The organism is Blastococcus sp. CT_GayMR19 (genome assembly GCF_004570385.1).
GTDB lineage: Bacteria > Actinomycetota > Actinomycetes > Mycobacteriales > Geodermatophilaceae > Blastococcus_B.
Genome location: NZ_SPQL01000005.1, coordinates 160,052 through 185,147 on the forward strand (window position 1 = coordinate 160,052; position 25,096 = coordinate 185,147).

Genomic DNA, 25,096 nt, shown 5'->3' on the forward strand with positions numbered 1-25,096 from the left:
CCTGGGAGGTTCGGTGAGCTGGGGCGGTCAGCGAGCGGTGGGGACGACCTCGCGCACGGCCGCAGCCACCCGCTCGATCTGATCCTCGGTGAGGTTGGCGTGCATCGGGATGGCCAGGTGCCGGCGGAAGAGGTCCGCCGAGACCGGGCAGGGGTTCGTCTCGCCGTAGACCGGCTGCAGGTGGGAGGCGTAGGTGCCGAAGTTGCACTGCACGCCGCGGCTGCGCAGCTCGGAGGCGACGACGCCGCGGTCGACGCTCGGGTCCAGCGTCAGCGCGTAGCTCTGCCAGGAGTGCGTGCGGTCCTTGCCCGTCACCGGCAGCGTCACCAGGTCGAAGTCGCCGAGCAGCCGCTGGTAGGCCGCGGCGACGTCCTGGCGGGCCTTCACCAGGTCGGGGAGCCGGTCGAGCTGGGCCAGCATGATGGCCGCGGAGACGTCGGAGAGCTTGTAGTTGTAGCCGATCTCGTCGAACTCGGGCACCGGCAGGCCGGTGGTGCCGGCGCGGGAGAGGGCGCTCTCGATGCCGAAGTTGTGCGTCTTGCGGGCGCGCGTGGCGATGTCCTCGCGGTCGGTCGTGAGCGCGCCACCCTCACCGGCGGTGATGCCCTTGCGGCCGTGGAAGGAGAAGCAGGCGGCGTCCCCGAAGCTGCCCGCGGGGCGGCCCTGGTAGGTCGCGCCGGAGGAACAGGCGGCGTCCTCCACCAGCCAGAGGCCGCGCTTGGCCGCGATGGCCTCGAGCTCGGCGTAGTCGGCGAGCTGACCCAGCGTGTCGACGGCCATGATGCCGACGGTCCGCTCGGTGATGGCGGCCTCGACGGCCGCGGGGTCGATCGTCCAGGTGTCGGGGAGGACGTCGGCGAAGACCGGCGTGCCGCCGCCGTAGACGACCGAGTGCCCCGTGGCGGGGAAGGTGTAGTCGGCGACGACGACCTCGTCGCCGGCCTTCAGGCCGAGCGCGGAGACGGCCAGGTGCAGCGCGGCCGTGCAGTTGTTGACCGGGAGGGCGAACCGGGTGCCCGCCGACCGCGCGAACGCCTCGCCGAACCGCTGGCCCGTCGGCCCCTGACCGGCGACCCAGCCGGAGCGGAACACCTCCTCGATGGCGCGGATCTCCGGATCGCCGAAGGTCGGCTGCCCGAGAGCGATGACATCGACGGTGGTGGCTGGGCTCGACATGGGGCTCCTGACGTACGGGAAGGGCCGGCGAAGGTCACGGCCCGGTCTCGAGACTACGTGCTCGAGCAGGGACGGTCCGGGATCAGCCGGAACGACGGCGACTTCTGTGACGGAAGGGTCACCCGCGCCGAAGAAATGCCCTCGAGCGCCGTTCTCGGCACCTCTCGCTAGGCGACGGGTCGGGTGACCGGCGTACCGGGACGTCGCTGGGCCCGCCGCCACAGCAACTGGTGCGCGAAGGCGGCCAGGGCGCCCACGAGCACGACCAGGAGGCCGGTGCGCAGCCCGGGGATCTCGTACTCCAGGTGGACGACCGTCCCACCCGGGGGCACGGTGAGCTCCACCAGGCCGTACGGGCCCTCGCCGACCGCGACGGTGCGGCCGTCCTCCGTCGACGCCCGATACCCGGGCCAGTTGAGCCGGTTGAGCAGGATGGTGCCGCCGTCGTCCGAGCGCACCGAGATTCGCGCGCCCAGTCCGGCGTCCTCGGCGGCCACGACGTCGACGCCGCGGCTCGCGGTGACGCGGGGGCCGGGAGCGGGGACCTCGCGTCGCTGGAGAACGTGCCGGGCCTCGTCGCGCAGCACGGTGCGCCAGCCGGGGCGGGGCACGTAGTCCCGGGGCCGGAACGCGCCGCGGGTGAGCACGAGCGTGTCGACCCCAAGGACGTCGACGAGCGGCGCCCGGTAGCCCGGGACGTTCCGGTTGAGCTGGCGCATCGGGTCGTTGTCCAGGAGAGAGCCGCGGTGGTCGAAGGAGAGGCTGCGCTGGAACGCGGCGTAACCGATCCCGGTGTAGTGGTTCACGGAGACGTACCCGGCAGCGGCCAGCATGTTGCCGTAGGTCAGGCGGCCCCCGCGGGTGGCGCCCGCGTCGCCGATCGTGTGCACGTTGGACAGCTGCAGGACCGTCCCCCGAAAGGTCTCGGAGGCGCCCCGCACCGCCGCCAGGTCGCTGACCCGGCCCAGGTCCAGGTCGGGCACGACCGGGTGGTGGTCCCAGCCGTGGGTCCCTGCCTGGGCCGGCGTGACGATCATCGTGCCGACCAGCACCATGGCGGGGAACGCGCCCATGCCGCGGCGCCGGACCGCGATGATCGTCCCCGCGACGAGGGCACCGACCGCCGCCGTCCAGCCCAGGTGGGCGAGCACGTCGTCGGGGGTGCTCGACCAGGCGAAGAAGAAGCCGGCCGCGACGATTCCCGCGCTGATACCGGCACGACGCCGCACCTGGTCGGTCGCCAGCCCCGCCGACAGCAGTATCGCGAAGCAGACGACGAGCCCGACATAGGAGTACTCGACCAGCCGCAGCGGCCACCGGAACATCCACAGCCGGTCCGGCCCCAGGGTGCACAGCAGGAAGAACCCGGTGGGCACCAGCAACCCGAGGCGGCCGCGCCAGTCGCCGGAGCTGCGCCACCGCAGCCACGGCAGCAGCGGGAGCACGACCCAGCTCAGGTAGACCGACGGCACGACGTCGGACGTGCCCCCCCAGGCGTTGATCTCGGGCAGCAGGGTGGGGCTGCTGAGCCCCAGCAGGTCCCCGATCGACGGGGCGAGGTAGCTCACGTTGGAGACCGTCGCCGCGCCGTCGCGGTAGCCCATCGGCAGGGCGGCGATCAGGGGGAGGTAGGTCAACAGGGCCGCGGCGCCGATGCACAGGCCGGCGACGACCAGGCCGCCCAGGCGTCGGAACCGCCGGGCGGACAGCAACTCGACGCTCGATCCGGCCAGGACGACGACCACGCCGAGCAGGGCGTACGGGTACCCGACGGTGACCGCGAGGGCCCCGAAGACGATGAGTGCGCCCGGACCACCGGCCCCGGTGGCATAGCGGCGGGCCGCCCCCCAGGTCCAGACGACCCACGTGATCGACATGAGGCCGCCGATCCAGTTGCCCGCGTCCCAGTAGAGGGTGAAGCCGCTGAACGGAACGATGATGCCGACGGCGAAGGCGGACGCGCGGCCGGCGCCGTAGGTCAGGGCGAGGCGCCGGACGGCGAGGCCGAGAAGGATCAGGAACTCGGCCGTGACGAGGAAGGAGGCCCGCGCCAGCTCGTCGAAGCCCGAGATGAACACCGCATTGGCCAGCGTCACCGGGTTGAACAGCCCGTAGCCCGATTCGCCGACCACATTCGCACCCGCGAAGCCGGTCGGGTCGAAGCCGAGCCAGCGCCCCTCGCGCAGGGCCGAACCCACCATGTGCCACATGGGGTAGAAGGACTCGGTGTTGTCGCCGAACCAGGTGAACCGGGGCCAGGTGAACTTGACCAGGACGGCGACCGTGGCGATCGCCGCGGCGAGCAGAGCGGCGTCCGGAGCAGGCCGACCGCGCCGACGAGAGCCGCGCACCCCCGTGCGACTGGCGTCCGGGTCGTCCACCGTCGTGGCCCCACCGTCGTCAGGTGTCGTCGGCCGGAGCATCGCGGTCGTCACGATGACCGAAGGTAACGGAAGGAGTGCGTCTCGTCGCCGCACCGCCCGGGGAGAGACCCCGTCCGTCACAGTGGCGATGCGGTGTCGCAGGGGCCGCACGCCCTCGCGGTGAACCTGTCCGTCCCCCGCGGATCAGCCCGCGTGCGCCGAGACGGTCCGCCCGTCCGCTGCGGTGGCCGGTCCGGGCAGGGCGGGAAACACCCAGTGCCGGTAGGAGAGGTAGCGCACGACCGTTCCGAGGGCGATGGCGGTAACGTTGGCCACCTGCAGCACCGCGGCGTCGTCCTGGCCGAGCGGGTACCGGACGAACGCGACGATGCCCAGGCCCAGGCCGAGCGTGACGCCGTTGACCACGGCGAAGCGCAGCGACTCCCGGGTCAGGCCCGTGCGGGCCCGGTGGGAGAACGACCAGAGGCGGTGGCCGGCGAAGGCCAGGGCCATCGTGATCAGCGTGGCCACGAGCTTCGAGGTGACGGCGCCCGCCCCGACGTGGACGTAGAGCAGCTGGAACAGCGCGAGGTCGAGGACGAAACAGGTCGCCCCGACGACGCCGAAGGCGCTGAGTTCCTTGCCGAGCACCCGCCAGCGGTCGCGCAGGGCGCCACGGAGAGGTTCGACCGGCACGCCGGAACTGTACCGACGCCGGACGCCCCGGTGGCGTACCGCGGAGCCGGCGGGAGCGCGGCAGCTAACCTACGCCCACCATGGCCGATCCCCTGGACCCGCGCACCATGCTGCCGGTGGTGGCCATGGTCGGCGGCGGGCAGCTCTCCCGGATGACGCACCAGGCGGCCATCGCGCTCGGGCAGTCGGTCCGCGTGCTGGCCACCGAACCGTCGGAGTCCGCCGCGCTCGTCGCCGCCGACGTCCACATCGGGAGCCACCGCGACCTGGCCGACCTGCAGCGGCTGGCCGAGGGCGCCACCGTCGTAACCTTCGACCACGAGCACGTGCCGACCGAGCACCTGGTGGCGCTCGAGCAGGCCGGGCACCGCGTGGCGCCCGGCCCGGCGGCGCTCGTCCACGCCCAGGACAAACTGGTCCTGCGGGCGGCGCTGGCCACCGCCGGTGAGCCGCAGCCTGCGTGGGTGGAGGCGTCGCAGGTAGCGGACGTCGAGGACTTCGCGGCCGCGCACGGCTGGCCGGTCGTGCTCAAGACGCCGCGGGGCGGCTACGACGGCAAGGGCGTGTTCGTCGTGGATGACGCGGCGGAGGCGGCTGCCCTGCTCGACACGCACGGCACCCTGCTCGTCGAGGAGCGCGTGGCCATGGTGCGGGAGCTGGCTGCCCAGGTGGCGCGGTCGCCCTTCGGGCAGGTCGCCGTCTGGCCCGTCGTCGAGACCGTGCAACGTGACGGCGTCTGCAACGAAGTGCTGGTCCCGGCTCCCGGACTCGCCGGCGAGCGGGCCACGGCCGCCCAGGAACTCGCCGTCCGGATCGCCGACAGGCTCGGCGTGGTCGGGATGCTCGCCGTCGAGCTGTTCGAGACCGCGGACGGGGTGCTCGTCAACGAGCTCGCGATGCGCCCGCACAACTCCGGCCACTGGACCATCGAGGGGTCGCGGACCAGCCAGTTCGAGCAGCATCTGCGCGCCGTCCTGGACTACCCGCTGGGCTCGACCGCCATGACGGCCCCCGTCGTGGTCATGGTCAACGTGCTCGGCGGCGCCGCCTCGGCCGCGGGCTGGGAGGGTCCGCCGCTGGACGAGCGGATGCACCACCTCATGGCGCACTGGCCCGACGTGAAGCTGCACTGGTACGGCAAGGGGCAACGCCCGGGCCGCAAGCTGGGCCACGTCACGGCGCTGGGAGAGGACCTCCACCAGGTCCGGTCGCGGGCCACCGCCGCCGCCCGGTACCTGGCCGAAGGCATTCTCGACGACGCCTTCGCCTTCGAGCAGGAGCACTGAGGAGTGTGGGCATGAGCGACGCGTCCGGGGACCCCGCGGTGGGCATCGTCATGGGCAGCGACTCGGACTGGCCGATGATGGAGCCCGCGGCCCTCGCCCTCGAGGAGTTCGACGTCCCGTACGAGGCGCACGTCGTCTCGGCTCACCGGACGCCGCGACGCATGCTCGACTACGCGGAGTCCGCGGCCGGCCGGGGTGTGCGGGTGGTCATCGCCGGAGCCGGAGGCGCGGCCCACCTGCCCGGGATGATCGCCGCGGCGACCCCGCTCCCCGTCATCGGCGTCCCGCGCCCGCTGGACCGGCTCGACGGCCTCGACAGCCTGCTGTCGATCGTGCAGATGCCGGCCGGCGTGCCCGTTGCGACCGTCGGCATCGACGGGGGACGCAACGCCGGACTGCTCGCCGTCCGAATCCTGGCCACCGGGGACGACGCCCTCCGCGCCGCGGTGGAGCGCTTCCAGGCCGATCTGGCCGATCAGGTCCTCGCCCGGGACGTTCTCCTGCAGCAGCGGCTGGCCGCGGACTGAGGCGTCAGGAGCCCGGCTTGGCGAACTCGGCGATCCAGCCCTGGACGACGTCGTCCGGGTAGCCCCGGTGGAAGTGCCGCCGCCACGGGTAGGCCGGCCCCGAGCGGTCGGAGAGCAGCAGGCGCTTGGCCGGTGCGAGCACCTTGCCGGGGTTCCCCGAGTAGATCATCCCGGGCGGGACGTCGTCTCGGACGAGGGACTGGGCGCCGACCAGGGATCCTTCGCCGATGGTCACCCCTGGGAAGACGACGGATGAGGTCGCCACGACCGCGAACCGCTCGATGGTCACCCCGGCGTGGAAGCCGTCGCTCGGTGGGTGCGGGTCGTTGGTGAGGACGACGTAGGGGAAGATCCAGACGAACTCGGCGATCCTGGATCCGCGGCCGATGTTGACGTTGGAGTGCAGGCGCACGTGGCGGCCGAAGGTGGCATCGCCCTGGAGATCGCCGAGCGTTCCCACCCGCAGGCCCTCGGCGGCCTCGATGCCCTCGCGGATGGTCACCTGGTGACCGGTCTGCAGCCCGTCCCCGAAGGTGGAGCCGGCGTACACGACATTGTGCGAGCGGATCAGGGCGCCCGATCCGATGCGGAGCGGGCCGACGTCACCGGCCGCCGCCGGGTGGCCGAGCTCGCAGTGCGAGCCGACGACCGACCCGTCACCCAGTTCCACGTCGGCGTGGACGATCGAGAAGGGCCCGACCTCGACCCCCTCGCCGAGACGTGCCGCCGGGTCGATGATGGCCGTGGGGTGGATCACGCGCCGAAGGCTACCTGCCGCCCTCGGGTAGGTTTTTCGGCGTGACCGACGTGCCTGGATGGATCGACGAAGCAGCCCTGGTCGACTCGACCGCCTCGATCGGTCCAGGTGCCGTGCTGCACGGCGAGGTCGTCGTCGAGGCCGGCGCCCGCATCGGGCCGCTCGCGGTGCTCAGCGCGCCACCCGGCGAGCGTCTGGTCATCGGTCGCGAGAGCGTCGTCGGCGCCCGCGCCGTGGTCGAGGGCCGGGTGACCATCGGCCGGTACGCGCGGGTGGAGGCCGGGACGGTGCTGCTCACCGACGTACCGGCCCGGGCCATCGTCGGCGGCACGCCTCCGCGGATCACCGGCTACGTCGGCACGTCGACGGCCTCCTCCGGTGGTGCGAGTGCTCTGGGAGACATGGGGGCGGTCCAGGGCGCCCGGCTGGTCGCCCTGCCCGACATCCGCGACGTCCGGGGGGCGCTCTCCTTCGCGGAGGTCGACGCCCAGCTGCCCTTCGTGCCGCGCCGTGTCTTCATCCAGTACGACGTTCCCTCCCGCGAGGCGCGGGGTGAGCACGCCCACCGGGAACTCCACCAGTTCCTGCTCTGCGTGCACGGCAGCGTCCGGACCCTGGTGGACGACGGCCGGCACCGTGCCGAGGTCGTGCTGGACCGGCCGAGCGTCGGTCTGCACGTCCCGCCGATGGTGTGGGGCGGTCAGTTCGACTACGAGCCCGACTCCGTGCTCGTGGTGCTGGCCTCGGATCGCTACGACGCCGCCGACTACATCCGCGACTACGCCGAGTTCGAGGCGCTCGTTACGGGCTGACGGAACCGGGGTCGGTCCGCCGAGAAGCCGGCCTCAGGCCGTCGATCCGGCGTCCACCGTGAGCACGGTCCCGGTGACGCCGGCGGCGTCGGGCGACAGCAGGTAGGCGATGGCCCCGGCGATCTCGTCGGGGGTCGCGAAACGGTTCAGCGGGCTGCGCTTCTTGATCCGGTCGAGCTGTCCGCCGAGGACGTCGGTCATCTCCGTCGCGACGAAGCCCGGTGCCACGCAGTTCACCGTGACCCCGCGGGCGCCGAGGTCGCGGGAGAGGCCACGCGTGAAGCCCTCGAGTCCCGCCTTCGCCGCGCCGTAGACCGACAGCCCGCGGAAGCCGGTGGTCGCGATGATCGACGACACGTTGACGACTCGGCCGCGTCCCTTGGAGAGCATCGGGCGGCACAGGTACTTGGTCAGGAGGATGGGGGAGAGCAGGTCCAGCTCGATGGTCGAGCGGATCTCGCTGTTGTGCATCGTAGGGAGCAGGCCGTCGTTGCCCGCGGCCGCGTTGTTCACCAGGCCGTACGGGGTGCCGTGCTCGTCGAGGACCCGGCGCGCCACGGCCGGGAGCCCGTCGAGGTCCTTCAGGTCGACCGCCAGGTGCGAGTAGCCCTTGCCGATGTCCTGGGGGTCGACGTCCCGCCGTGAGAGTCCCAGCACGCGGTACCCGTCGGCCGTGAGCCGGCGCGCGGTGGCCTGACCCAGGCCGCTGCTGGTCCCGCTGATCACCACGAGGTCGTCGCTGCTCATCGGCCGGCCTTTCCTGTGACTGAGGTGGAGAGCTCCGGCACGACCTTGACCGAGGCCGGTACGTGCGCGGACGGGAGCTGTGCCGCGACATGCGCCCGGAGGCGCGCGGAGAGAGCCTCGCGGGAGGCGTCGGGGGTGACCACGACGTCTGCCACGAGGATGGAGCCGCTGAAGGCGTTGCGGCGTGACCGGACGACGGCGTCCAGCACGTCCGGATGGGCGCGGAGGACCGCTTCGACCTGCTCCGGTGCCACCTTGACGCCTCCGACGTTGACCACTCCGGACGCGCGGCCCAGGAAGATCACCCGATCGTCGGTGACCTCGACGAGGTCCCCGGTGCTCGCGAAGCCATCCGGACCGGCGGCGCTCGTCCCGGGCGCCTCGACGAACAGGATGCCGTCGCGAACCTCGAGGTGGACGCCTCGGGGCGGTTCGGACAGGTAGCTGAGCGGGAAGCCCTCCCGACCGTCGTTGACGGCGAAAGCTGCCCCGGTCTCCGTGGACGCGAAGATGTGGGTGATCCGGGCGTCCGGGAACGTCCGGGCGAGAGCATTGAGCACGAGCTGATCGGCGATCTCCCCGCCCAGCGTGATCTGCCTGAGGGGCAGTGAGGCGGGATCGGCGCTCTGCAACACCTGGCGCCAGAGGGTGGGGGTGGCCGACAGCGAGTCGACACGCTGCTCGGCGAGCCACCGCAGCCGCTCGGGAAGGGGTTCGTCGGACGCCGCGTCGAGGAGCAGATCCCCGTTGCTCAGCGACTGCAGGAGAACCTGCATGCCGGCCAGGCGGGTCGGCTCGTACACGAGGCCCCAGGTGCGCCGCATGCCGGCGTCCCCGCGGGCCCGTTGCACGGTGCGGGTCAGCGACGCCAGAGTGTGATCGATGGCCTTGGGCGCACCCGTCGTTCCGGAGGTGAACAGCCGCCAGACCGTCGGTGTCTCCGTGGCGGGGCGCTCCGAGACGACCGTCGCGGAGGCTGGAGTCGTCTGATCCGACACCAGGGTGTCGTCCACCAGGACCCGATCGGCGTCCTCCGGCGTGTCCTCGACCGGTCCGAGCAGGTCCACCCGTGACGCCCAGCCCTCGAGGGCGAGCACGGCCGCCGCCACGGTCCGGGCCCGTCGGCCGCGCAGCGCCACCGCTGCTCCGAAGGGGACGTGCGTGCGAAGCCCGAAGGCGTCGGAGACCAGTTGCTCGTGGGTGACGGTGAGGGAGCGGTCCCGGATCGCGTCCCCGCGGCCCGTCGCGAAGTTCGGTGCCGAGCTCACGGCTCAGCGCGTCGGGGCGTGGGCGGCATAGATGTCGACGAACTCGCCCAGCGTCTGCGGGTAGACGGGCTCGTCCATCACGGTGAAGGGGTCATAACCCAGGGACTCCTCGAGCCGCGTCACGATGACCGCGAAACCGAGGCTGTCGAGCCCTGACTCCAGCAGGATGTCGTCGTCCTGGAGCTTGGGAACGGGCTTGCCCTCTTCCACGAAGAGATCCGTGATCTCCCGCGTGATGACCTCTCGAACGTGCGCCAAGTCGGTCACTGAACCTCCAGTTACACGCATGAACGCGGCTGGCCTCCTGGCTGAGACCAGCCGGCCGGTCTGCTTGACTGTCCGACCCAGCCGGACATGGTGGGTTGCCGCTCGGTCACCCTACTTGCCGGCAGTTGCGGCCCTGCCGCGTGTCCTCTGAGCCGTCCGACCACGACGGCGGCCGCGACGCCCTGTGATCGGCCCCGGCCGCGGTCGCCCGCAGCCACACCTTCGGGAGCGTCCGGCTGCCGACGAGCGGGTGTCCGGGCCTACGCTGTACCCGTGGGTAACAACGTTTCGCTGTACGCGCTGACCGACGAGCACGACGCCATCCGGGAGGCGGTCCGCGAGATCGCCGAACGCGAGATCGCCCCGTTCGCGGCCGAGGTGGACGCCGAGTCCCGCTTCCCGATCGAGGCGCAGAAGGCGCTGACGACGGCGGGCTTCCACGCAACGCACATTCCCGAGGCCTACGGCGGCGAGGGCGCCGACGCGATCGCGACGTGCATCGTGATCGAGGAGGTCGCCCGGGTCGACATGAGCGCGTCGCTGATCCCGGCGGTCAACAAGCTCGGCTCGATGCCGATCATCCTGTCGGCGTCCGAGGACGTGAAGCGGAAGGTGCTGCCGTCGATCGCCGCCGGTGACGCGATGATCAGTTACGGGCTCTCGGAGCGCGAGGCCGGCTCCGACGCCGCCGCGATGAGGACCCGCGCCCGGCTCGACGGGGACTCGTGGGTGCTGAACGGAACCAAGGCCTGGATCACGAACTCCGGGATCTCGGAGTGGTACACGGTCATGGCCGTCACCGACGCCGAGAAGGGTGCCAACGGCATCTCCGCGTTCGTCGTCCACCGCGACGACCCGGGCTTCGCCGTCGGCCCGAAGGAACGCAAGATGGGCATCAAGGGGTCGCCCACCTGCGAGCTGTACTTCACCGACTGCACCATCCCGGCCGACCGGATCATCGGGGCGCCCGGCACCGGCTTCAAGACCGCGCTGCGGACGCTGGACTTCACCCGCCCCACCATCGGCGCGCAGGCCGTCGGTGTCGCGCAGGGTGCGCTCGACGCCTCGGTCGCCTACGTCAAGGACCGCAAGCAGTTCGGCACGAGCATCGGCAGCTTCCAGGGCGTCCAGTTCATGCTCGCCGACATGGAGATGAAGATCGAGGCCGCGCGGCACCTGGTCTACGTGGCGGCCGCGGCAGGCGAGCAGGGCCGGTCCGACGTCACGCGGGTCTCCGCGTCGGCCAAGGCGTTCGCCTCCGACGTCGCCATGCAGGTGACCACCGACGCCGTCCAGCTGTTCGGCGGCGCCGGCTACACCCAGGACTTCCCGGTCGAGCGGATGATGCGGGACGCCAAGATCACCCAGATCTACGAGGGCACCAACCAGGTGCAGCGCATGGTGATCGCGCGGAGTCTCCTGAAGTAGCAGAGCCTCCTGAAGCAGCCGTCGCCGCTCAGGGCCGGTCCGCTGCCGGGGCCGGCTCGGAGCTGTCGCTCGCCGCCCAGCTGGCCAGGAGGGTGAGGGCGTCGGCCGACGGGGACGCCGGCTCGGCGGTGTAGACCAGCATCGTCAGGCCGGGGTCGGCCGGGAGTTCCAGGGTGTCGTACATGAGCTCGAGCCGGCCGACGACCGGGTGGTTGATCAGCTTCGCCCCACCCAGGTGCAGGTGGACGTGGTGCGTCGCCCACCGGGTGCGGAAGTCCTCACTGCGGGTGGAGAGCTCCCCGACGAGCGCGGTGAGCGCCTTGTCGTAGGGGTTGCGGCCCGCCGCGGCGCGCAGGACGCCGACCGTGTCGTTCGCGGCGCGCTCCCAGTCGACCCAGAAGTCGCGGGCCCGCGCGTCGAGGAACGCGAAGCGGGCGTGGTTGGCCGGCCGGACCGGATCGCGGTACAGCTCGGAGTACAGCGCGCGGCCGAGCGGGTTGCTGGCGAGGATGTCCAGCCGGTCGTTGCGGACGACGGCCGGCGCGCCGGTCATGGCATCCAGCATCGCCTGCACGCTGGCCCGCACCCTCGGCTGCGACGAGCGGCGTCGAGCCCGGGCCGGGGCCGAACCGGCCGCACGGGCGAGGTCGAAGAGGTGCTGGGTCTCGGCCTCGTCGAGCTGCAGCGCCCGGGCGATCGCGTCCAGCACGCTGTCGGAGGCGCCGCCGAGGTGGCCCCGCTCGAGGCGGGTGTAGTAGTCCACCGATACGCCGGCGAGCATCGCCAGTTCCTCGCGGCGGAGTCCCTTCACCCGGCGGTTGCCGCCGTAGACCGGCAGGCCGGCCTGCTCGGGAGTGATCCGGGAGCGCCGGGAGGCGAGGAAGTCGCGCACCTCGTCGCGCATCGCGTTGCTGTCCACGACCTCGAGGCTAGGTCGGCCGCAACCGGGAAGGGGGGCCCTGTCGGTACCTGGAACGGCAGGCACTGCCACGCGGCCCCGGTCCGGGGTTCGCTGGGGATCGCGCCCCGGGCCGCTCCTCTCGGAGCCGGGCCCGCCGGGCTCCACCGACAGCACAGAGATGGGATCTCCTCCGATGCGAGCAGCATTCATGTACGGCGCCGGCGACGTGCGCGTGGTCGACGCGCCCGATCCGAAGCTGGAGCAACCCACCGACGCCCTCGTGCGGGTGGTCCGCTCCTGCGTCTGCGGCAGCGACCTGCACCCCTACCACTCCAGGCCGGCCTCCGCAGAAGGCAGCCCGATGGGCCACGAGTTCATCGGCGTCGTCGAGGAGGTCGGCTCCGAGGTCGCCAGGATCAAGCGCGGCGACTTCGTGATCGCCCCGTTCGCCTGGTTCGACAACACCTGTTCGTTCTGCCGCGAGGGCCTGAACACCTCCTGCGAGCACGGCGGGTTCTTCTCCACCGCGCAGGCCGAGGCGGTGCGCGTGCCGCAGGCGGACGGCACCCTGGTCACGGCGCCGGTCGGCGAGGACTCGGAGCTCCTGCCGTCGCTGCTGACGCTGTCCGACGTCTTCATCACCGGTTACCACGCGGCCGTGACGGGCCGGGTGACCCCGGGCACGTCGGTGACGGTGATCGGTGACGGCGCGGTGGGCCTGCTGGCGGTGCTCTCGGCCCGGCGGCTGGGGGCCGAGCGGATCATCCTGATGGGCCGCCACACGTCGCGCACCGACCTGGGCCGGGACTTCGGCGCCACCGACGTCGTCGCCGAGCGCGGCGAGGAGGGCGTCGCGAAGGTCCGCGAGCTGACCGGCGGCCACGGCACGCACGCCGTGCTCGAGTGCGTCGGCCACATGCCGGCCTACGAGCAGGCTGTCGGCACGGTCCGGGCCGGCGGGGTGATCAGCCGGGTGGGCGTGCCGCAGTACGAGGAGGCGCCGGTCGGCTTCGGCAGCCTGTTCGGCCGCAACATCACCCTCACCGGCGGGCCCGGCGCGCAGCGCGCCTACATCGAGGAGCTGCTGCCCGACGTGCTCGAGGGCCGCCTCCAGCCGGGCCGCGTCTTCGACACCACCGTCGGCCTCGACGGCGTCCCCGACGGGTACCGCGCGATGGACGCCCGCGAGGCGCTCAAGGTCCTCGTCCGCCCCTGAGAGGAGAGAGAACAGTGGAGATCCAATACAGGCAGTCGACCGTCAAGGGCCCGGCCGAGTGGTTCACCGGCGACGTCCACTTCGACGTCGTGTTCCGCGGCGAGGACCCGATGCGCACCCGCGTCAACACCGTCCGGTTCGCGCCCGGCGCCCGCACCGCGTGGCACTCGCACGCCAACGGCCAGGCCCTGCACGTCACCGACGGCGTCGGCCTGGTCCGGTCCCGCGGCGGCGAGGTGGTCGTCATCCGGCCCGGCGACGTCGTCTGGACGCCGCCCGGCGAGGAGCACTGGCACGGCGCCGCCCCCGACCGCTTCATGGCGCACACCGCCATCTGGGAGGGCGACGAGACCACGTGGGGCGCCCACGTGACCGACGACGAGTACGGCTATCCGGAGGGATGGACGGCATGACGCTCCCTGCGCGCACGCTCGGGCAGGACCTGGACGTGTCGGCGCTCGGACTCGGCTGCATGGGCCTGAGCCAGAGCTACGGCCCCGTGCCGGATCGTCGTGCGGCGGTCGACCTGCTCCGGGCTGCCGTCGATCGCGGCGTGACGTTCTTCGACACCGCGGAGGTCTACGGGCCCTTCGTCAACGAGGAACTCGTCGGCGAGGCCCTGCGGCCGGTCCGGGACCGCGTGGTCATCGCGACCAAGTTCGGCTTCGCCTTCGACGCCGACGGCCGGTCGACCGGCCTGTCCAGCCGGCCGGCGGACATCCGTCGGGCGGCCGAGGGTTCGCTGCGCCGGCTCGGCACCGACCACATCGACCTCTGGTACCAGCACCGGGTCGACCCCGACGTGCCGATCGAGGACGTCGCCGGCGCGGTGGCGGAGCTGATCGCGGCCGGCACGGTGCGGCACTTCGGGCTGTCCGAGGCGTCGCCGCGGACCATCCGGCGCGCGCACGCCGTCCAGCCGGTGACGGCGGTGCAGAGCGAGTACTCGCTCTGGTTCCGGGAACCGGAGCGCGAGGTGCTGCCCACGCTCGCGGAGCTGGGCATCGGGTTCGTCCCCTTCAGCCCGCTCGGCAAGGGTTTCCTCACCGGGACCGTCCACCCCACCACGACGTTCGGCGACGACGACATCCGCAGCACGATCCCGCGCTTCACCGAGGAGGCGCGGCAGGCCAACCAGGCGCTCGTCGACCTCCTCGCGAGGATCGCCGAGCGCAAGCAGGCGACGACCGGCCAGCTCGCGCTCGCCTGGCTGCTGGCGCAGCAGCCGTGGATCGTCCCCATTCCCGGCACGAAGAGGCTGCACCGCCTCGAGGAGAACGTCGGGGCGGCCGCCGTCGAGCTCACCCCCGGCGACCTCGCGGAGATCGAGGCCGCCGCGGCGCGGATCCAGGTGCAGGGTGCCCGTTACCCCGAACACCTGGAGCGCATGGTCGACCGCAGCTGACGGCCGGCCGGCGCACTCCGGAACGACCCGCGGGCGTCGTCGAACCTCGCCAGACTGATCAGCCGGTGACGGCCACCCACACCACCACGGAAGGACACCTCATGCAGACAGTCGCCCTGAACAACGGCGTCCGGATGCCGATCCTCGGCTTCGGCGTCTACCAGATCCCCCCGGAGCAGACCGAGCGGGCCGTGACCGACGCCCTCGCCGCCGGCTACCGCCACATCGACACCGCCGCCGCCTACGGCAACGAGGAGGCCGTCGGCCGCGCCCTCCGGGCCAGCGGCATCCCGCGCGACGAGCTGTTCGTCACCACCAAGCTGTGGGTCTCCGACGCGGGGGAGGACGGCGCCCGGCGCGCGTTCGACCGGTCGGTGCAGCGACTCGGCCTGGACCGTCTCGACCTGTTCCTCATCCATCAGCCCTACGGGGACTACTACGGCTCCTGGCGGGCGATGCAGGACCTGCACCGGCAGGGCCTGACGAGGGCCATCGGGGTCTCCAACTTCCACCTCGACCGGCTGGTCGACCTTCTCGACCACAACGAGATCCCTCCCGCGGTCGATCAGATCGAGACGCACCCGTACTTCCAGCGCACCGACGACCAGGCGCTCATGCGCGAGCGCGGCGTCCAGATCGAGTCGTGGGGGCCGTTCGCCGAGGGCCGCAACGACCTGTTCACCGACCCGCTGCTGAGCGGGATCGGCGCCGCGCACGGCAAGTCCGTCGCCCAGGTCGTCCTGCGCTGGCTGATCCAGCGCGAGGTCGTGGTGATCTCGAAGTCCGTCCGCCCCGAGCGCATGGCGGAGAACCTGGATGTCTTCGACTTCGTGCTGACCGACGACGAGATGGCCCGCATCGCCGAGATGGACACCGGTGCGTCGCTCTTCTTCGACCACCGCGACCCCGTCATGGTCAGCCGGCTCGGCAACGCCCGTGTCGACTGATCGCGTCACCAGGCTCGCGCGCCGCTGAGGTCCGGGTGCGTCAGGCGGGGCGGCCGAGCTCGCGGATGCCGTCGAGCCGCAGACCCAGGGTGGCCGTGACGCGCTCGCTCTCCGCACGCCGGGGCAGAGCGGCCGGGTCCGCCGACCGGCAGAGGACCAGGGACGCCCCCGCCGAGAGGGGGGCGAGCAGCCAGGTCACCGGCCCGGCCTCCTGAGCGGCGCGCTCGTCGACCAGGACCCGGTCGCCGACGGCGATCCCGAGCCGGGCGGCGAGCTCCGCCGCGGTCTCCACGAGCCCGCCCAGCGTCAGCTCGCCGCCGCCGCCGAGGAGCAGCCCGGTCCCGCCGGCCTCGGGGAGCTGCCACGGGACGAACTGGTCCCCGTGCGCCCGGACCTCCAGCGCGAAGTCACGGGCCGGCCCGGCGTAGTCCACCATGCCGAGACCCAGCGGGTGCAGCGAGAGGCCGAGCAGCTGGTCCAGCCCCTGTTCCTCCAGCGGGGGCAACCGGTCGACGTCGGCGAGGATCACGTCCGCCGCGCCCAAACGGCCGTCGTCCTCGGCGGCGGTGTCGAGCACCGCCGCGCCGCAGCTCCAGACGGCGAGCAGGACGGCGGCGGTCTGCCAGTGCACCGGCAGCGCGACGCCCACGGTGCTGCCCGGGCCGACGTCGAACTCGTCCTGGAGCAGGTTCGCCGTCTTGGCCACCCAGTTGGCCAGCGTCACCGCCGACAGCTCGACCCGGTCGCCGGTCGCGTCGTCGTAGAATGTGATCAGCGGGGCCGCGCCCGCCCGTGCGACGGCGGCGGCGAGGAGATCCGCGGGCAGCGCTGCCGACGGTCCGGGCATCAGTTGATGCAGGTCGTGTCGGCGGCGCTGCGCGGGTCCTCGCCCTCGGTGACGGGCGCCGGCGGAGCCGCGGTCACCTGCTGCCCCACCCCGTTGAAGTCCGAGCCGAGCACGAGCTGGACCGTGCCGCGAACGGCGTCGTCGACGGCCTTGACGGTCGCACCGGGGACGTGGCCGGCCACGGTAGTGGCCAGGGCCTCGTCGCCGGCGGCGTGCCGGATCTCGGTGACGGTGTAGTTCGTCGAGTCCGCGTTGCCCGTGCCGGCGATCATGAACCCGGCCTGCTCGAGCCCCTCGGCGGCGCCGGCGGCCAGGCCGGGCGTCCCCGAGCCGTTGAAGACGTCCACGGTGACGCCCGAGGGAGCCACGGTCGCCGGGGCCTCGGTCGTCGTCGGCGCCGCCTCCGGCGCCGGCTCCGGCTCCGCGGAGAGGTCCGCGAAGAAGGCGTGCAGCTCCTCGGTCTCCTTGAGTTGCAGGATGTAGCGGCCCTGCTCGTCGGCGTCGTCACCGACGTAGGGGACCGTCTGGAAGTCGATGCTGTCGGGCTTCACCGTCTGCATCTGCTCGGCCAGCTGCATGAGGTTCAGCGACTGGTCGATGGTCAGCGACTCGGCCGTGGCCTCGACGAGCTCGCGCTGCTTGCCCAGGTTCAGCAGGACCTCCTCGGACAGCATCTTGCGCAGCACGCCGGCGATGAAGACCTGCTGCCGGATGATGCGGTCGAAGTCGCCGCGGGGGAGACCGTGCCGCTGGCGGACGAACTTCAGCGCCTCGGCGCCGCTGATCGTCTGCTTGCCGGCCGGGAAGACCGCACCGGACCACCGCCGGTCGTCGACGGCCTCGCAGAGGGTGACCTCGACGCCGCCGACGACGGAGCTGAGGTTGAAGAAGCCGAGGAGGTCCACCTCGGCGTAGTGGTCGATCTGCAGCCCGGTCAGCCGGCTCAGCGTCTGCACGAGCAACTGCGCACCGGCCGCGAGCTTGGCTTCCTCGCTGGCGCTCTCGGGGGCGTCCTGGTAGCCGTACGAGTAGGCGGCGTTGAGCTTGTCCCAGCCGTAGCCGGGGATCTGCACGTAGGAGTCCCGGGGGAACGAGACGAAGGACGCCTTCGAGCCGTCGGCCGGCACGTGCACCAGGATCATCGTGTCGGTGTTGTGACCCGAGTCGGTGCCCGCGTTGAGTTCGCGCAGCTGCTCGTCGGTCATCTCCGCGCGGCTGTCGTTGCCGACGAGGAGCAGGTTCATCGCCTCGCCGGAGCGGCCGGTCTGGTCGTTGCCGGAGGTCGGGATGGCATCGGTCCGGTTCACCGACGCCTCGGCGACGCGACCGAGGTGCCAGCCCCAGCCGCTCGCGGCCAGCAGCGTCACCGAGAGGACGGCGGCGACGACGCGACCGCCCCTGGCGGCCCTGCCGGATCCGGCCGGGGTCGCCGGACGGTTCTCGGCGGACTCGCGGCCGCGCCGCGGGGGCTTGCCGGCGCGCGGGTCCAGCCGGGGAGGGAGCCCGCGGGACGGGTCCCGTGGCTCACGCTCGTCACGGTTCACGGGGTCGTCCTCACGTCGGGGGGTGCCGGCGCCGTTGGGGATCCGGGGTGGCCCGTCGTCTGGCGGCTGGTCGAGGCCCACAGTACGACGGCGAAACGGTCCGTCCCGGCCCTCCGCAGGGTGGCCGGGCCCGTGTCTCACCCCGCCCGACACACCGTTCACATCCGACGCGCGCGCCCCCCGCCGGGCGCGGGGGGACGCCGGTCAGGCGGTCGCGAGGGCCCGGTCGGCGATCATCTCCCCGATGGGGATCGCCGAGGTGGCGGCGGGCGACGGCGCGTTGAGCACGTGCAGGCTGCGCGCGGTCTCCTCCAGCAGGAAGTCGTGCACCATCGTGCCGTCGGCGAGCACCGCCTGCGCCCGGATGCCGGCCTCGTAGGGCAGCAGGTCCGACAGCTGCAGGCTCGGGCAGTACCGGCGGGCGGCGGCGAGGTAGCCGCGCTTGAACAGCGAGTTGCGCATCTCGACCGCACCGGTCCGCACCTGGCCCCGGGCCAGCCGCCAGAAGCCGGGGAACGTGACGATGTCGCGCACGTCGCGGCGGTTGACGCTGCCCTTCCGGTACCCCTCCCGGGCCAGCCCGAGGACGGCGTTCGGGCCCACCGTGACCCGCCCGTCCACCATGGGCGTCAGGTGCACCCCGAGGAACGGCAGACTCGGGTCGGGCACGGGGTAGATCAGCCGCTGCACGATCCCCGACCGCTCCCGGGGCAGCTGGAAGTACTCGCCGCGGAACGGCACGATCCGTGCGGCCGAGGTCAGGCCGGCGAGGCGGGCCAGGCGGTCGGCCTGCAGCCCTCCGCACACGACCAGCCGCCGGGCCCGCCACGTGGTGCCCGGCGTGGTGATCGCGACCTGGTCGCCGCTCTCCTGGATGCCGGTCACCGTCTGGCCGAGCTCCACCTGCCCGCCGGCCCGCTCGACGACGTCCCGCATCGTGCGCGTGATCCCCACGTAGTCGACGCTCGCCGTGATCGGAACCAGGAGCGCGCCCACCCCCGCGACCTCGGGCTCCATCTCGTGCAGTTCCGCGGCGGACACGCGGCGCGCCTCGATCTTGTTGGCGGCGGCGCGCTCCACCAGGTCCTCCAGGCGGCGCGCGTCCCGCTCGTCGGTGGCGACGAGCAGCTTGCCGAGCTCCTTGACCGGCAGCCCGTGCTCGGCGCAGAACTCCTTGGTGGCCACGGCGCCCTTGCGGCTGAGCTCGGCCTTGAGGCTGCCCGGCTGGTAGTAGATGCCCGAGTGCACGACGCCGCTGTTGTGCCCGGTCTGGTGGCGGGCGAGGTCGGTTTCCTTCTCCAGGACCAGGACGCTGGACCCGGGCCGCCGCCGCAGCAACGCCATCGCCGAGGCCATGCCGACGATTCCGCCGCCGATCACGCAGTGGTCGTAGATCACGTGTTCCCCCGTCCGGAGCCGTGCGGCCCCTGCTCGTCCCTGTCCTCGGCGTGCTCTCCGCACCCGGGGAAGACGGTATGCCCCTCCCGGAACGGCGTCCCAGGAGGAGGAACAGCCGGAAAATCCTCAAGGAGATGCGCGGATCTGCCGCTGATGAAGGGGACAGCCCCTCTCGACAACGGTGGTTTTGCAGTGTTCACGAAGCGCTCCCTGGTCCGCAGTTCCGTCACGGTGTTCGCCGCCGGGCTCCTCATGCTCACGGCCGGCACTGCCGGTGCCGCCGGGCTGTTGGTCCCGGCCGTGTCGATGACGACCGCGCCGGACGCCCTGGCCGCCTACCGCGGGCAGACCACCTGCGACCCCGTCGTCAAGCCCGGCCTCCGGGCGCTGCGCGACATGGTCATGGGCTACTACGGCGTCGGCCGCGACGGTGGCATCACCCGCGCGTGCAACATCTCGGCACGCAGCGAGCACCAGGAGGGACGCGCCTGGGACTGGATGCTGGACGCGAACAACCCGGGTCAGCGGGCGGTCGGCGACGACTTCACGCTGTGGCTCACGGGGACCGACGGCAGGGGTGAGGCGGCGGGCAACGCCCGTCGGCTCGGCGTCATGTACGTCATCTGGAACCGCAGGATCTGGTCGGCGTCCGACGCCGCCTCCGGGTGGCTGCCCTACAGCGGGGTCAGCCCGCACACCGACCACGTACACGTGAGCCTGAGCTGGGACGGCGCCTACCAGCGCACCTCGTGGTGGACCGGCGTCGCCGTCGCCCAGCAGGACGTCGGGCCCTGCATGGTCTACATCGGTGAGTTCGCCCCCGCCTACAGCGGTCCGCGCTACACCCCGTGCCCGCCGGCCGTCCCCCGTCCGGTGAACCGGGGCACCTCGGCGAGCCGGGACCTCGACGGCGACGGGCGGGCCGACACGATCGGCCGGCAGCAGGGCACCGGCACGCTCTGGTTCTACCCGGGCAACGGCGCGGGCGGTGTCGTCAGCCGGCGGGTCGTGGGTTCCGGCTGGCAGATGCACGACTCCATGGTGCTCAGCCCGGACCTCACCGGAGACGGGCGGCCGGACCTCTGGGCCCGGGACCTCGGGACCGGAGGGCTCTGGGTCTACCCCGGCGACGGCACGGGCAGCTTCACCGCCGCCACCCAGGTGGGCTGGGGCTGGCACATGCACGACGCGCTCATGGCCGCCGGGGATGTCACCGGCGACGGCCTGCCCGACCTCTGGGCGCGCGAGCGGGCGACCGGCTACCTCTGGCTGTACCCGGGTTCGGCCGGCGGTGTCCCCACCGCTCCGCGCTGGGTCGGCTCCGGCTGGCAGATGCACGACGCGCTGATCGCGCCCGGCGACGTGAACGGTGACGGTTTCGCGGACCTCTGGGCCCGCGAGGCGTCGACCGGCGTCCTGTGGTTCTACTCCGGGGACGGCGCCGGCGGGTTCAGGACGGCCAACTCGGTCGGATACGGGTGGGGCATGCACGACACGCTGATCCCGACGGTGGACCAGACCGGCGACGGCCGCCCCGACCTGTTCGGGCGGCAGCGGAGCACGGGTGACCGCTACCTGTACCCGACGACGGCCACTGGGACGCCGACGTCTCCCCGCTTCGGCGGCTCCGGCTGGCAGATGCACGACACGTTGCTCTGAGCCACGCCGACGGGATCGCGTCGATTGGTACGTCTGGCACCAGGCGTACCAATCGACACGCCGGTTACCTGGGGTCACACCGCGAAGGCGGAGAGCGATGCACCATGGGGTTTCGCCACCGGGCCGTGCTGTAGGCGGCCGCTCCTGGAGGACCCCACGTGCTAGGCGCCATCGCACTCCCGTCCGCGTCCGCGGTCTCGGTCTCCCCGCATGCCGGAGCGCAGCTGCGGGGTGGTGACGGTGCCTGAGGCCCGGCGCGTCGCGCTCGTCATCGCGGGCGGGCTGGTCGTGGCGGCGGCAGCCGGCGGTGTCTACGTGGCGGCCCGTGGGAACGGAGAGCCCTGGACCGCCCGCGCGGACAACGTCGTGGTCGCCCCCTCGACGGACCGCAACACGGCGCCGGCCACCGGCGCTGCGATCGAGCCGCCGGCCGATCCCGAGGACGTCGCGACGGACACGGCCACCCCCGCGGCTGCTGCCCTGCAGATCACCTACGCGGGCGCCGACGACGTCGCCGGCGGCGTCGTGGTCGGGGCATACATCGGCGGCCTGATCGAGGACGGCGGGGAATGCTCCCTGACGCTGTCCGGCAACGGGCAGCCGGTGTCCGTGACGACCGACGGCGTTGCGGACGCCTCCACGACCAGCTGCGGGCAACTCCTCGTGCCCTACGCCGAGGTCGCGCCGGGCACGTGGACGGCCGACGTCACGTACTCCTCTCCCGGCGGCCACTCGGTGGCCGACGCCTCCACGACGATCGAGGTGCCGTGATGCCGGCCGTGCCGAGCAAGGCCGGGTCGCTGCTGCGGCTGCCCGTGACGACCACGGTGCTCGTCGGGCTGGCCGTCGCCGGTCTCCTCGCGACGATCTGGGTGGCGGCCTCGCCCAGGCTCGTGAGTGCCGCGGACCTGCGTGAGTTCAACCCGGGCAGCATCATCACCGACCAGGTCTTCTTCGACTCCGGCAGCATGTCGGCGGCCGGCGTCCAGGCGTTCCTGGCCGACAAGGGTTCCGCGTGCGAGCTCGGCGCCGACAAGAGCGAGTGCCTGCACTCCTACACGATGGCCACGACCTCCCGCGCAGCCACGACCCTCTGCCCGGCGGGTTACCAGGGCGCCGCTCAGGAGAGCGCCGCGATGATCATCTACAAGGTGGCGCAGGCCTGCGGGATCAACCCGCAGGTTCTCCTGGTGACCCTGCAGAAGGAAATGGGCTTCATCCGTACGACCAATCCCACGGCCAAGATGTACGAGCGGGCGATGGGGTACGCCTGCCCCGACAACGGCACCGGACAGTGCGATCCGGCCTATGCGGGCCTGCAGAACCAGCTCTACCGCGCCGCCGGCCAGTTCCAGCGCTACGTCCAGGAACCGACCCGCTACGCCTACCGAGCCGGGATCACGAACTACATCCTCTACCACCCGTACAACGACTGCGGACGCCAGAGCGTCTACATCCAGAACGGCGCCACCGCGGCGCTGTACAACTACACGCCCTACGTGCCCGACGCCGCGGCGCTCGCCGCCGGTTACGGCAACGGGGGCAAGTGCTCCTCCTACGGGAACCGGAACTTCTTCAGCTACTTCACCGACTGGTTCGGCTCCACGCAATCCACGGGTAGCGGCGCGATCAATCTGAAGTACATGGCGATGGGCGGCAGCGCGTCCTACCTCGGCGAACCGGTGGCCGCGACGTCCTGCGGCCTCGCTGCGGGAGGGTGTGGCCGGGCCTACCAGAACGGTTCGATCTACTGGTCCTCGTCGTCGGGCGCAGCCGTCGTCGAAGGCGAGGTGCGGGCCGGCTGGTGGGCCACCGGTGGCGTCAGCGGCACCCTCGGTTACCCGATCGCCGACTCCGGCCCGATCACCGGTGGAGCGGCCGGGGCCTTCCAGGGCGGCTCGGTGTACTGGTCCCCGACCACCGGGGCCGCCGCCATCGGCAAGGAGCTGCTGGGGAGCTGGTGGTCGGCCGGCGGTGCGTCCGGGCGGCTCGGATGGCCGGTGGCCAGCAGTGGCCCGGTCGCGGGCGGCGGCACCGGAGGGGCCTTCCAGGGCGGCTCGATCTACTGGTCACCGACCTCGGGGGCGCACTGGCTTGCCGACGACATCCGTGGCCGGTGGTGGGCACTGGGCGGGACCACCGGCACGCTCGGCTTCCCGACCAGCGACCTGGTCGCGGTGCCCGGCGGCACGGGTGCGGCGTTCCAGGGCGGCTCCATCTACTCCTCGCCCGGCACCGGCGCCCATGCCGTGCAGGGCGGGGTCCGTGCGGGCTGGTGGGCCCGCGGCGGTACCTCCGGCCCCCTCGGCTTCCCGACCGTCGACACCGCGGACCTGACGGGCACGGGCGGGGTCAAGGGCCAGGTGGGCGCCTTCTCGGGCGGCACGGTGTACAGCTCGTCGGCGACGGCACCGGCGGTGCTGTCCGGGAACGTGCTGGCCGCGTACCTGGCGGCGGGTGGTCCGGCGGACCTGGGATTCCCGGTGGCCGATCAGGCGCCGGTGACCGGCGGTGAGGCCGCGGCCCTGCAGCACGCGTCGATCTACTCCTCGGCCGGCACCGGGGCGCACGTGGTGTCGGGTGCGGTCCGGTCGGGTTGGTGGGCTCGCGGTGGGATCACCGGCCCGCTGGGCTATCCGACCGCGGACACGGCCGCGGTGACCGGTGCCGGCGGGGTCGAGGGCCAGGTGGGCGCCTTCTCGGGCGGCACGGTGTACAGCTCGTCGGCGACGGCACCGGCGGTGCTGTCCGGGAACGTGCTGGCCGCGTACCTGGCGGCGGGCGGTCCGGCGGACCTGGGATTCCCGGTGGCCGATCAGGCGCCGCTGACCGGCGGTGAGGCCGCGGCCCTGCAGCACGCGTCGATCTACTCCTCGGCCGGCACCGGTGCGCACGTGGTGTCGGGTGCGGTCCGGTCGGGTTGGTGGGCTCGCGGTGGGATCACCGGCCCGCTGGGCTATCCGACCGCGGACACGACCGCGGTGACCGGTGCCGGCGGGGTCAAGGGCCAGGTGGGCGCCTTCTCGGGCGGCCGGCTGTACAGCTCGTCGGCGACGGCACCGGCGGTGCTGTCCGGGAACGTGCTGGCCGCGTACCTGGCGGCGGGTGGTCCGGCGGTGCTGGGATTCCCGGTGGCCGATCAGGCGCCGCTGACCGGCGGTGAGGCCGCGGCCCTGCAGCACGCGTCGATCTACTCCTCGGCCGGCACTGGTGCGCACGTGGTGTCGGGTGCGGTCCGGTCGGGTTGGTGGGCTCGCGGTGGGATCACCGGCCCGCTGGGCTATCCGACAGCGGACACGGCCGCGGTGACCGGTGCCGGCGGGGTCGAGGGCCAGGTGGGCGCCTTCTCGGGCGGCACGGTGTACAGCTCGTCGGCGACGGCACCGGCGGTGCTGTCCGGGAACGTGCTGGCCGCGTACCTGGCGGCGGGTGGTCCGGCGGTGCTGGGATTCCCGGTGGCCGATCAGGCGCCGGTGACCGGCGGTGAGGCCGCGGCCCTGCAGCACGCGTCGATCTACTCCTCGGCCGGCACCGGGGCGCACGTGGTGCGTTCGGTGGCCCTGCCGGCCTTCTGGGGTGCGGGAGGGGTCACCGGCCCGCTCGGCTTCCCGACCGTAGACACCGCGACGGCAGCCGGGGTGGGCTCGACCGGCACGGTGACCACCTTCCAGGGCGGGTCGATCTACGGGTCGTCGTCCACCGGCGTCCGCTTCGTCCTGACGGCGGTGGACACCCAGTACCGCGCGGCCGGCGGTCCCGCCTCGTCGTACGGGTGGCCGACGTCGAACACCTATGCCGTGACGGGCGGAGTCCGCAACGACTTCCAGTCCGGCCAGATCACAGGTTGAGGTA

22 protein-coding genes are annotated in these 25,096 nt (G+C 72.5%); 11 read left to right on the top strand and 11 right to left on the bottom strand.

The features are described from left to right. Nucleotides 1-27: 27 nt before the first annotated feature. From E4P39_RS09430 to E4P39_RS09440, 3 genes are all read right to left on the bottom strand, one after another. A complete protein-coding gene (locus E4P39_RS09430; protein ID WP_135136207.1) occupies nt 28-1,176 on the bottom strand; it encodes a DegT/DnrJ/EryC1/StrS family aminotransferase in 1,149 nt (382 codons plus the stop codon). A 167-nt stretch (nt 1,177-1,343) separates the two neighbouring features. Beyond that, nucleotides 1,344-3,611 (bottom strand): hypothetical protein, encoded by a 2,268-nt coding sequence (locus E4P39_RS09435; protein ID WP_135136208.1) that lies wholly within the window; start codon nt 3,609-3,611, stop codon nt 1,344-1,346. A gap of 132 nt (nt 3,612-3,743) precedes the next feature. Beyond that, on the bottom strand, nt 3,744-4,235 hold the full coding sequence (locus tag E4P39_RS09440; RefSeq protein WP_135136210.1) for a GtrA family protein: 492 nt from the start codon (nt 4,233-4,235) through the stop codon (nt 3,744-3,746). 80 nt (nt 4,236-4,315) lie between these two features. On the opposite strand from E4P39_RS09440, the gene E4P39_RS09445 reads away from it, so the two are divergent. Both E4P39_RS09445 and purE read left to right on the top strand, forming a co-directional pair. After that, a complete protein-coding gene (locus E4P39_RS09445) occupies nt 4,316-5,521 on the top strand; it encodes a 5-(carboxyamino)imidazole ribonucleotide synthase (protein ID WP_209306448.1) in 1,206 nt (401 codons plus the stop codon). Between the two features lie 11 nt (nt 5,522-5,532). After that, entirely contained in the window at nt 5,533-6,048 is a 516-nt protein-coding gene (gene purE, locus E4P39_RS09450; protein ID WP_135136212.1) for a 5-(carboxyamino)imidazole ribonucleotide mutase, read from the top strand. A 4-nt stretch (nt 6,049-6,052) separates the two neighbouring features. Here purE and E4P39_RS09455 read toward each other — a convergent pair whose 3' ends face one another. Next, a complete protein-coding gene (locus tag E4P39_RS09455; protein WP_135136213.1) occupies nt 6,053-6,805 on the bottom strand; it encodes an N-acetyltransferase in 753 nt (250 codons plus the stop codon). 41 nt (nt 6,806-6,846) lie between these two features. Between E4P39_RS09455 and E4P39_RS09460 the strand changes: the two genes are divergently transcribed. Continuing rightward, on the top strand, nt 6,847-7,617 hold the full coding sequence (locus tag E4P39_RS09460) for a WxcM-like domain-containing protein (RefSeq protein WP_135136215.1): 771 nt from the start codon (nt 6,847-6,849) through the stop codon (nt 7,615-7,617). A 33-nt stretch (nt 7,618-7,650) separates the two neighbouring features. Here E4P39_RS09460 and E4P39_RS09465 read toward each other — a convergent pair whose 3' ends face one another. From E4P39_RS09465 to E4P39_RS09475, 3 genes are read right to left on the bottom strand one after another with little or no spacing between them, the layout of a single operon-like run. Then, nucleotides 7,651-8,364, bottom strand: coding sequence for an SDR family oxidoreductase (locus E4P39_RS09465; RefSeq protein WP_135136217.1), 714 nt, complete (start codon nt 8,362-8,364; stop codon nt 7,651-7,653). Further along, a complete protein-coding gene (locus E4P39_RS09470; protein WP_135136219.1) occupies nt 8,361-9,632 on the bottom strand; it encodes an AMP-binding protein in 1,272 nt (423 codons plus the stop codon). Before E4P39_RS09470 ends, E4P39_RS09465 begins: the two co-directional genes overlap by 4 nt. A gap of 3 nt (nt 9,633-9,635) precedes the next feature. Further along, nucleotides 9,636-9,899 carry an acyl carrier protein gene (locus tag E4P39_RS09475; RefSeq protein WP_135136221.1) on the bottom strand — a complete coding sequence of 88 codons (264 nt, stop codon included), beginning with the start codon at nt 9,897-9,899 and terminating at the stop codon, nt 9,636-9,638. A 273-nt stretch (nt 9,900-10,172) separates the two neighbouring features. Here E4P39_RS09475 and E4P39_RS09480 point away from each other — a divergent pair, with 273 nt between their 5' ends. Continuing rightward, on the top strand, nt 10,173-11,327 hold the full coding sequence (locus E4P39_RS09480) for an acyl-CoA dehydrogenase family protein (RefSeq protein ID WP_135136223.1): 1,155 nt from the start codon (nt 10,173-10,175) through the stop codon (nt 11,325-11,327). A gap of 28 nt (nt 11,328-11,355) precedes the next feature. On the opposite strand, the gene E4P39_RS09485 is transcribed toward E4P39_RS09480, so the two are convergent. Then, nucleotides 11,356-12,246, bottom strand: coding sequence for a helix-turn-helix transcriptional regulator (locus E4P39_RS09485; RefSeq protein ID WP_209306449.1), 891 nt, complete (start codon nt 12,244-12,246; stop codon nt 11,356-11,358). A 175-nt stretch (nt 12,247-12,421) separates the two neighbouring features. Between E4P39_RS09485 and E4P39_RS09490 the strand changes: the two genes are divergently transcribed. From E4P39_RS09490 to E4P39_RS09505, 4 genes are all read left to right on the top strand, one after another. Next, nucleotides 12,422-13,444 (top strand): alcohol dehydrogenase catalytic domain-containing protein, encoded by a 1,023-nt coding sequence (locus E4P39_RS09490; protein ID WP_209306450.1) that lies wholly within the window; start codon nt 12,422-12,424, stop codon nt 13,442-13,444. Between the two features lie 14 nt (nt 13,445-13,458). Next, nucleotides 13,459-13,857: a cupin domain-containing protein gene (locus E4P39_RS09495; protein ID WP_135136225.1), complete on the top strand. Its 399-nt coding sequence runs from the start codon at nt 13,459-13,461 to the stop codon at nt 13,855-13,857. Then, on the top strand, nt 13,854-14,849 hold the full coding sequence (locus E4P39_RS09500; protein WP_135136227.1) for an aldo/keto reductase: 996 nt from the start codon (nt 13,854-13,856) through the stop codon (nt 14,847-14,849). Before E4P39_RS09495 ends, E4P39_RS09500 begins: the two co-directional genes overlap by 4 nt. A gap of 101 nt (nt 14,850-14,950) precedes the next feature. Continuing rightward, entirely contained in the window at nt 14,951-15,796 is an 846-nt protein-coding gene (locus E4P39_RS09505) for an aldo/keto reductase (RefSeq protein ID WP_135136228.1), read from the top strand. Between the two features lie 40 nt (nt 15,797-15,836). Here the strand turns inward: E4P39_RS09505 and E4P39_RS09510 are convergent, their stop codons facing one another. From E4P39_RS09510 to lhgO, 3 genes are all read right to left on the bottom strand, one after another. Then, nucleotides 15,837-16,643, bottom strand: coding sequence for a TIGR03089 family protein (locus E4P39_RS09510; RefSeq protein WP_135136230.1), 807 nt, complete (start codon nt 16,641-16,643; stop codon nt 15,837-15,839). After that, nucleotides 16,643-18,187 (bottom strand): LCP family protein, encoded by a 1,545-nt coding sequence (locus tag E4P39_RS09515; protein ID WP_135136232.1) that lies wholly within the window; start codon nt 18,185-18,187, stop codon nt 16,643-16,645. Before E4P39_RS09515 ends, E4P39_RS09510 begins: the two co-directional genes overlap by 1 nt. Nucleotides 18,188-18,391: 204 nt before the next feature. Further along, nucleotides 18,392-19,585: an L-2-hydroxyglutarate oxidase gene (lhgO, locus tag E4P39_RS09520; protein WP_135136234.1), complete on the bottom strand. Its 1,194-nt coding sequence runs from the start codon at nt 19,583-19,585 to the stop codon at nt 18,392-18,394. A 192-nt stretch (nt 19,586-19,777) separates the two neighbouring features. Here lhgO and E4P39_RS09525 point away from each other — a divergent pair, with 192 nt between their 5' ends. The 3 genes from E4P39_RS09525 (at nt 19,778) to E4P39_RS09530 (ending at nt 25,092) form a co-directional block, all read left to right on the top strand. Next, entirely contained in the window at nt 19,778-21,244 is a 1,467-nt protein-coding gene (locus E4P39_RS09525) for a VCBS repeat-containing protein (protein WP_167761719.1), read from the top strand. A gap of 240 nt (nt 21,245-21,484) precedes the next feature. After that, complete coding sequence (locus tag E4P39_RS22290; protein WP_167761721.1) at nt 21,485-22,015, top strand: hypothetical protein; 531 nt, start codon at nt 21,485-21,487, stop codon at nt 22,013-22,015. Continuing rightward, complete coding sequence (locus tag E4P39_RS09530; protein WP_167761722.1) at nt 22,015-25,092, top strand: hypothetical protein; 3,078 nt, start codon at nt 22,015-22,017, stop codon at nt 25,090-25,092. Before E4P39_RS22290 ends, E4P39_RS09530 begins: the two co-directional genes overlap by 1 nt. The last annotated feature ends 4 nt before the right edge of the window (nt 25,093-25,096 follow it).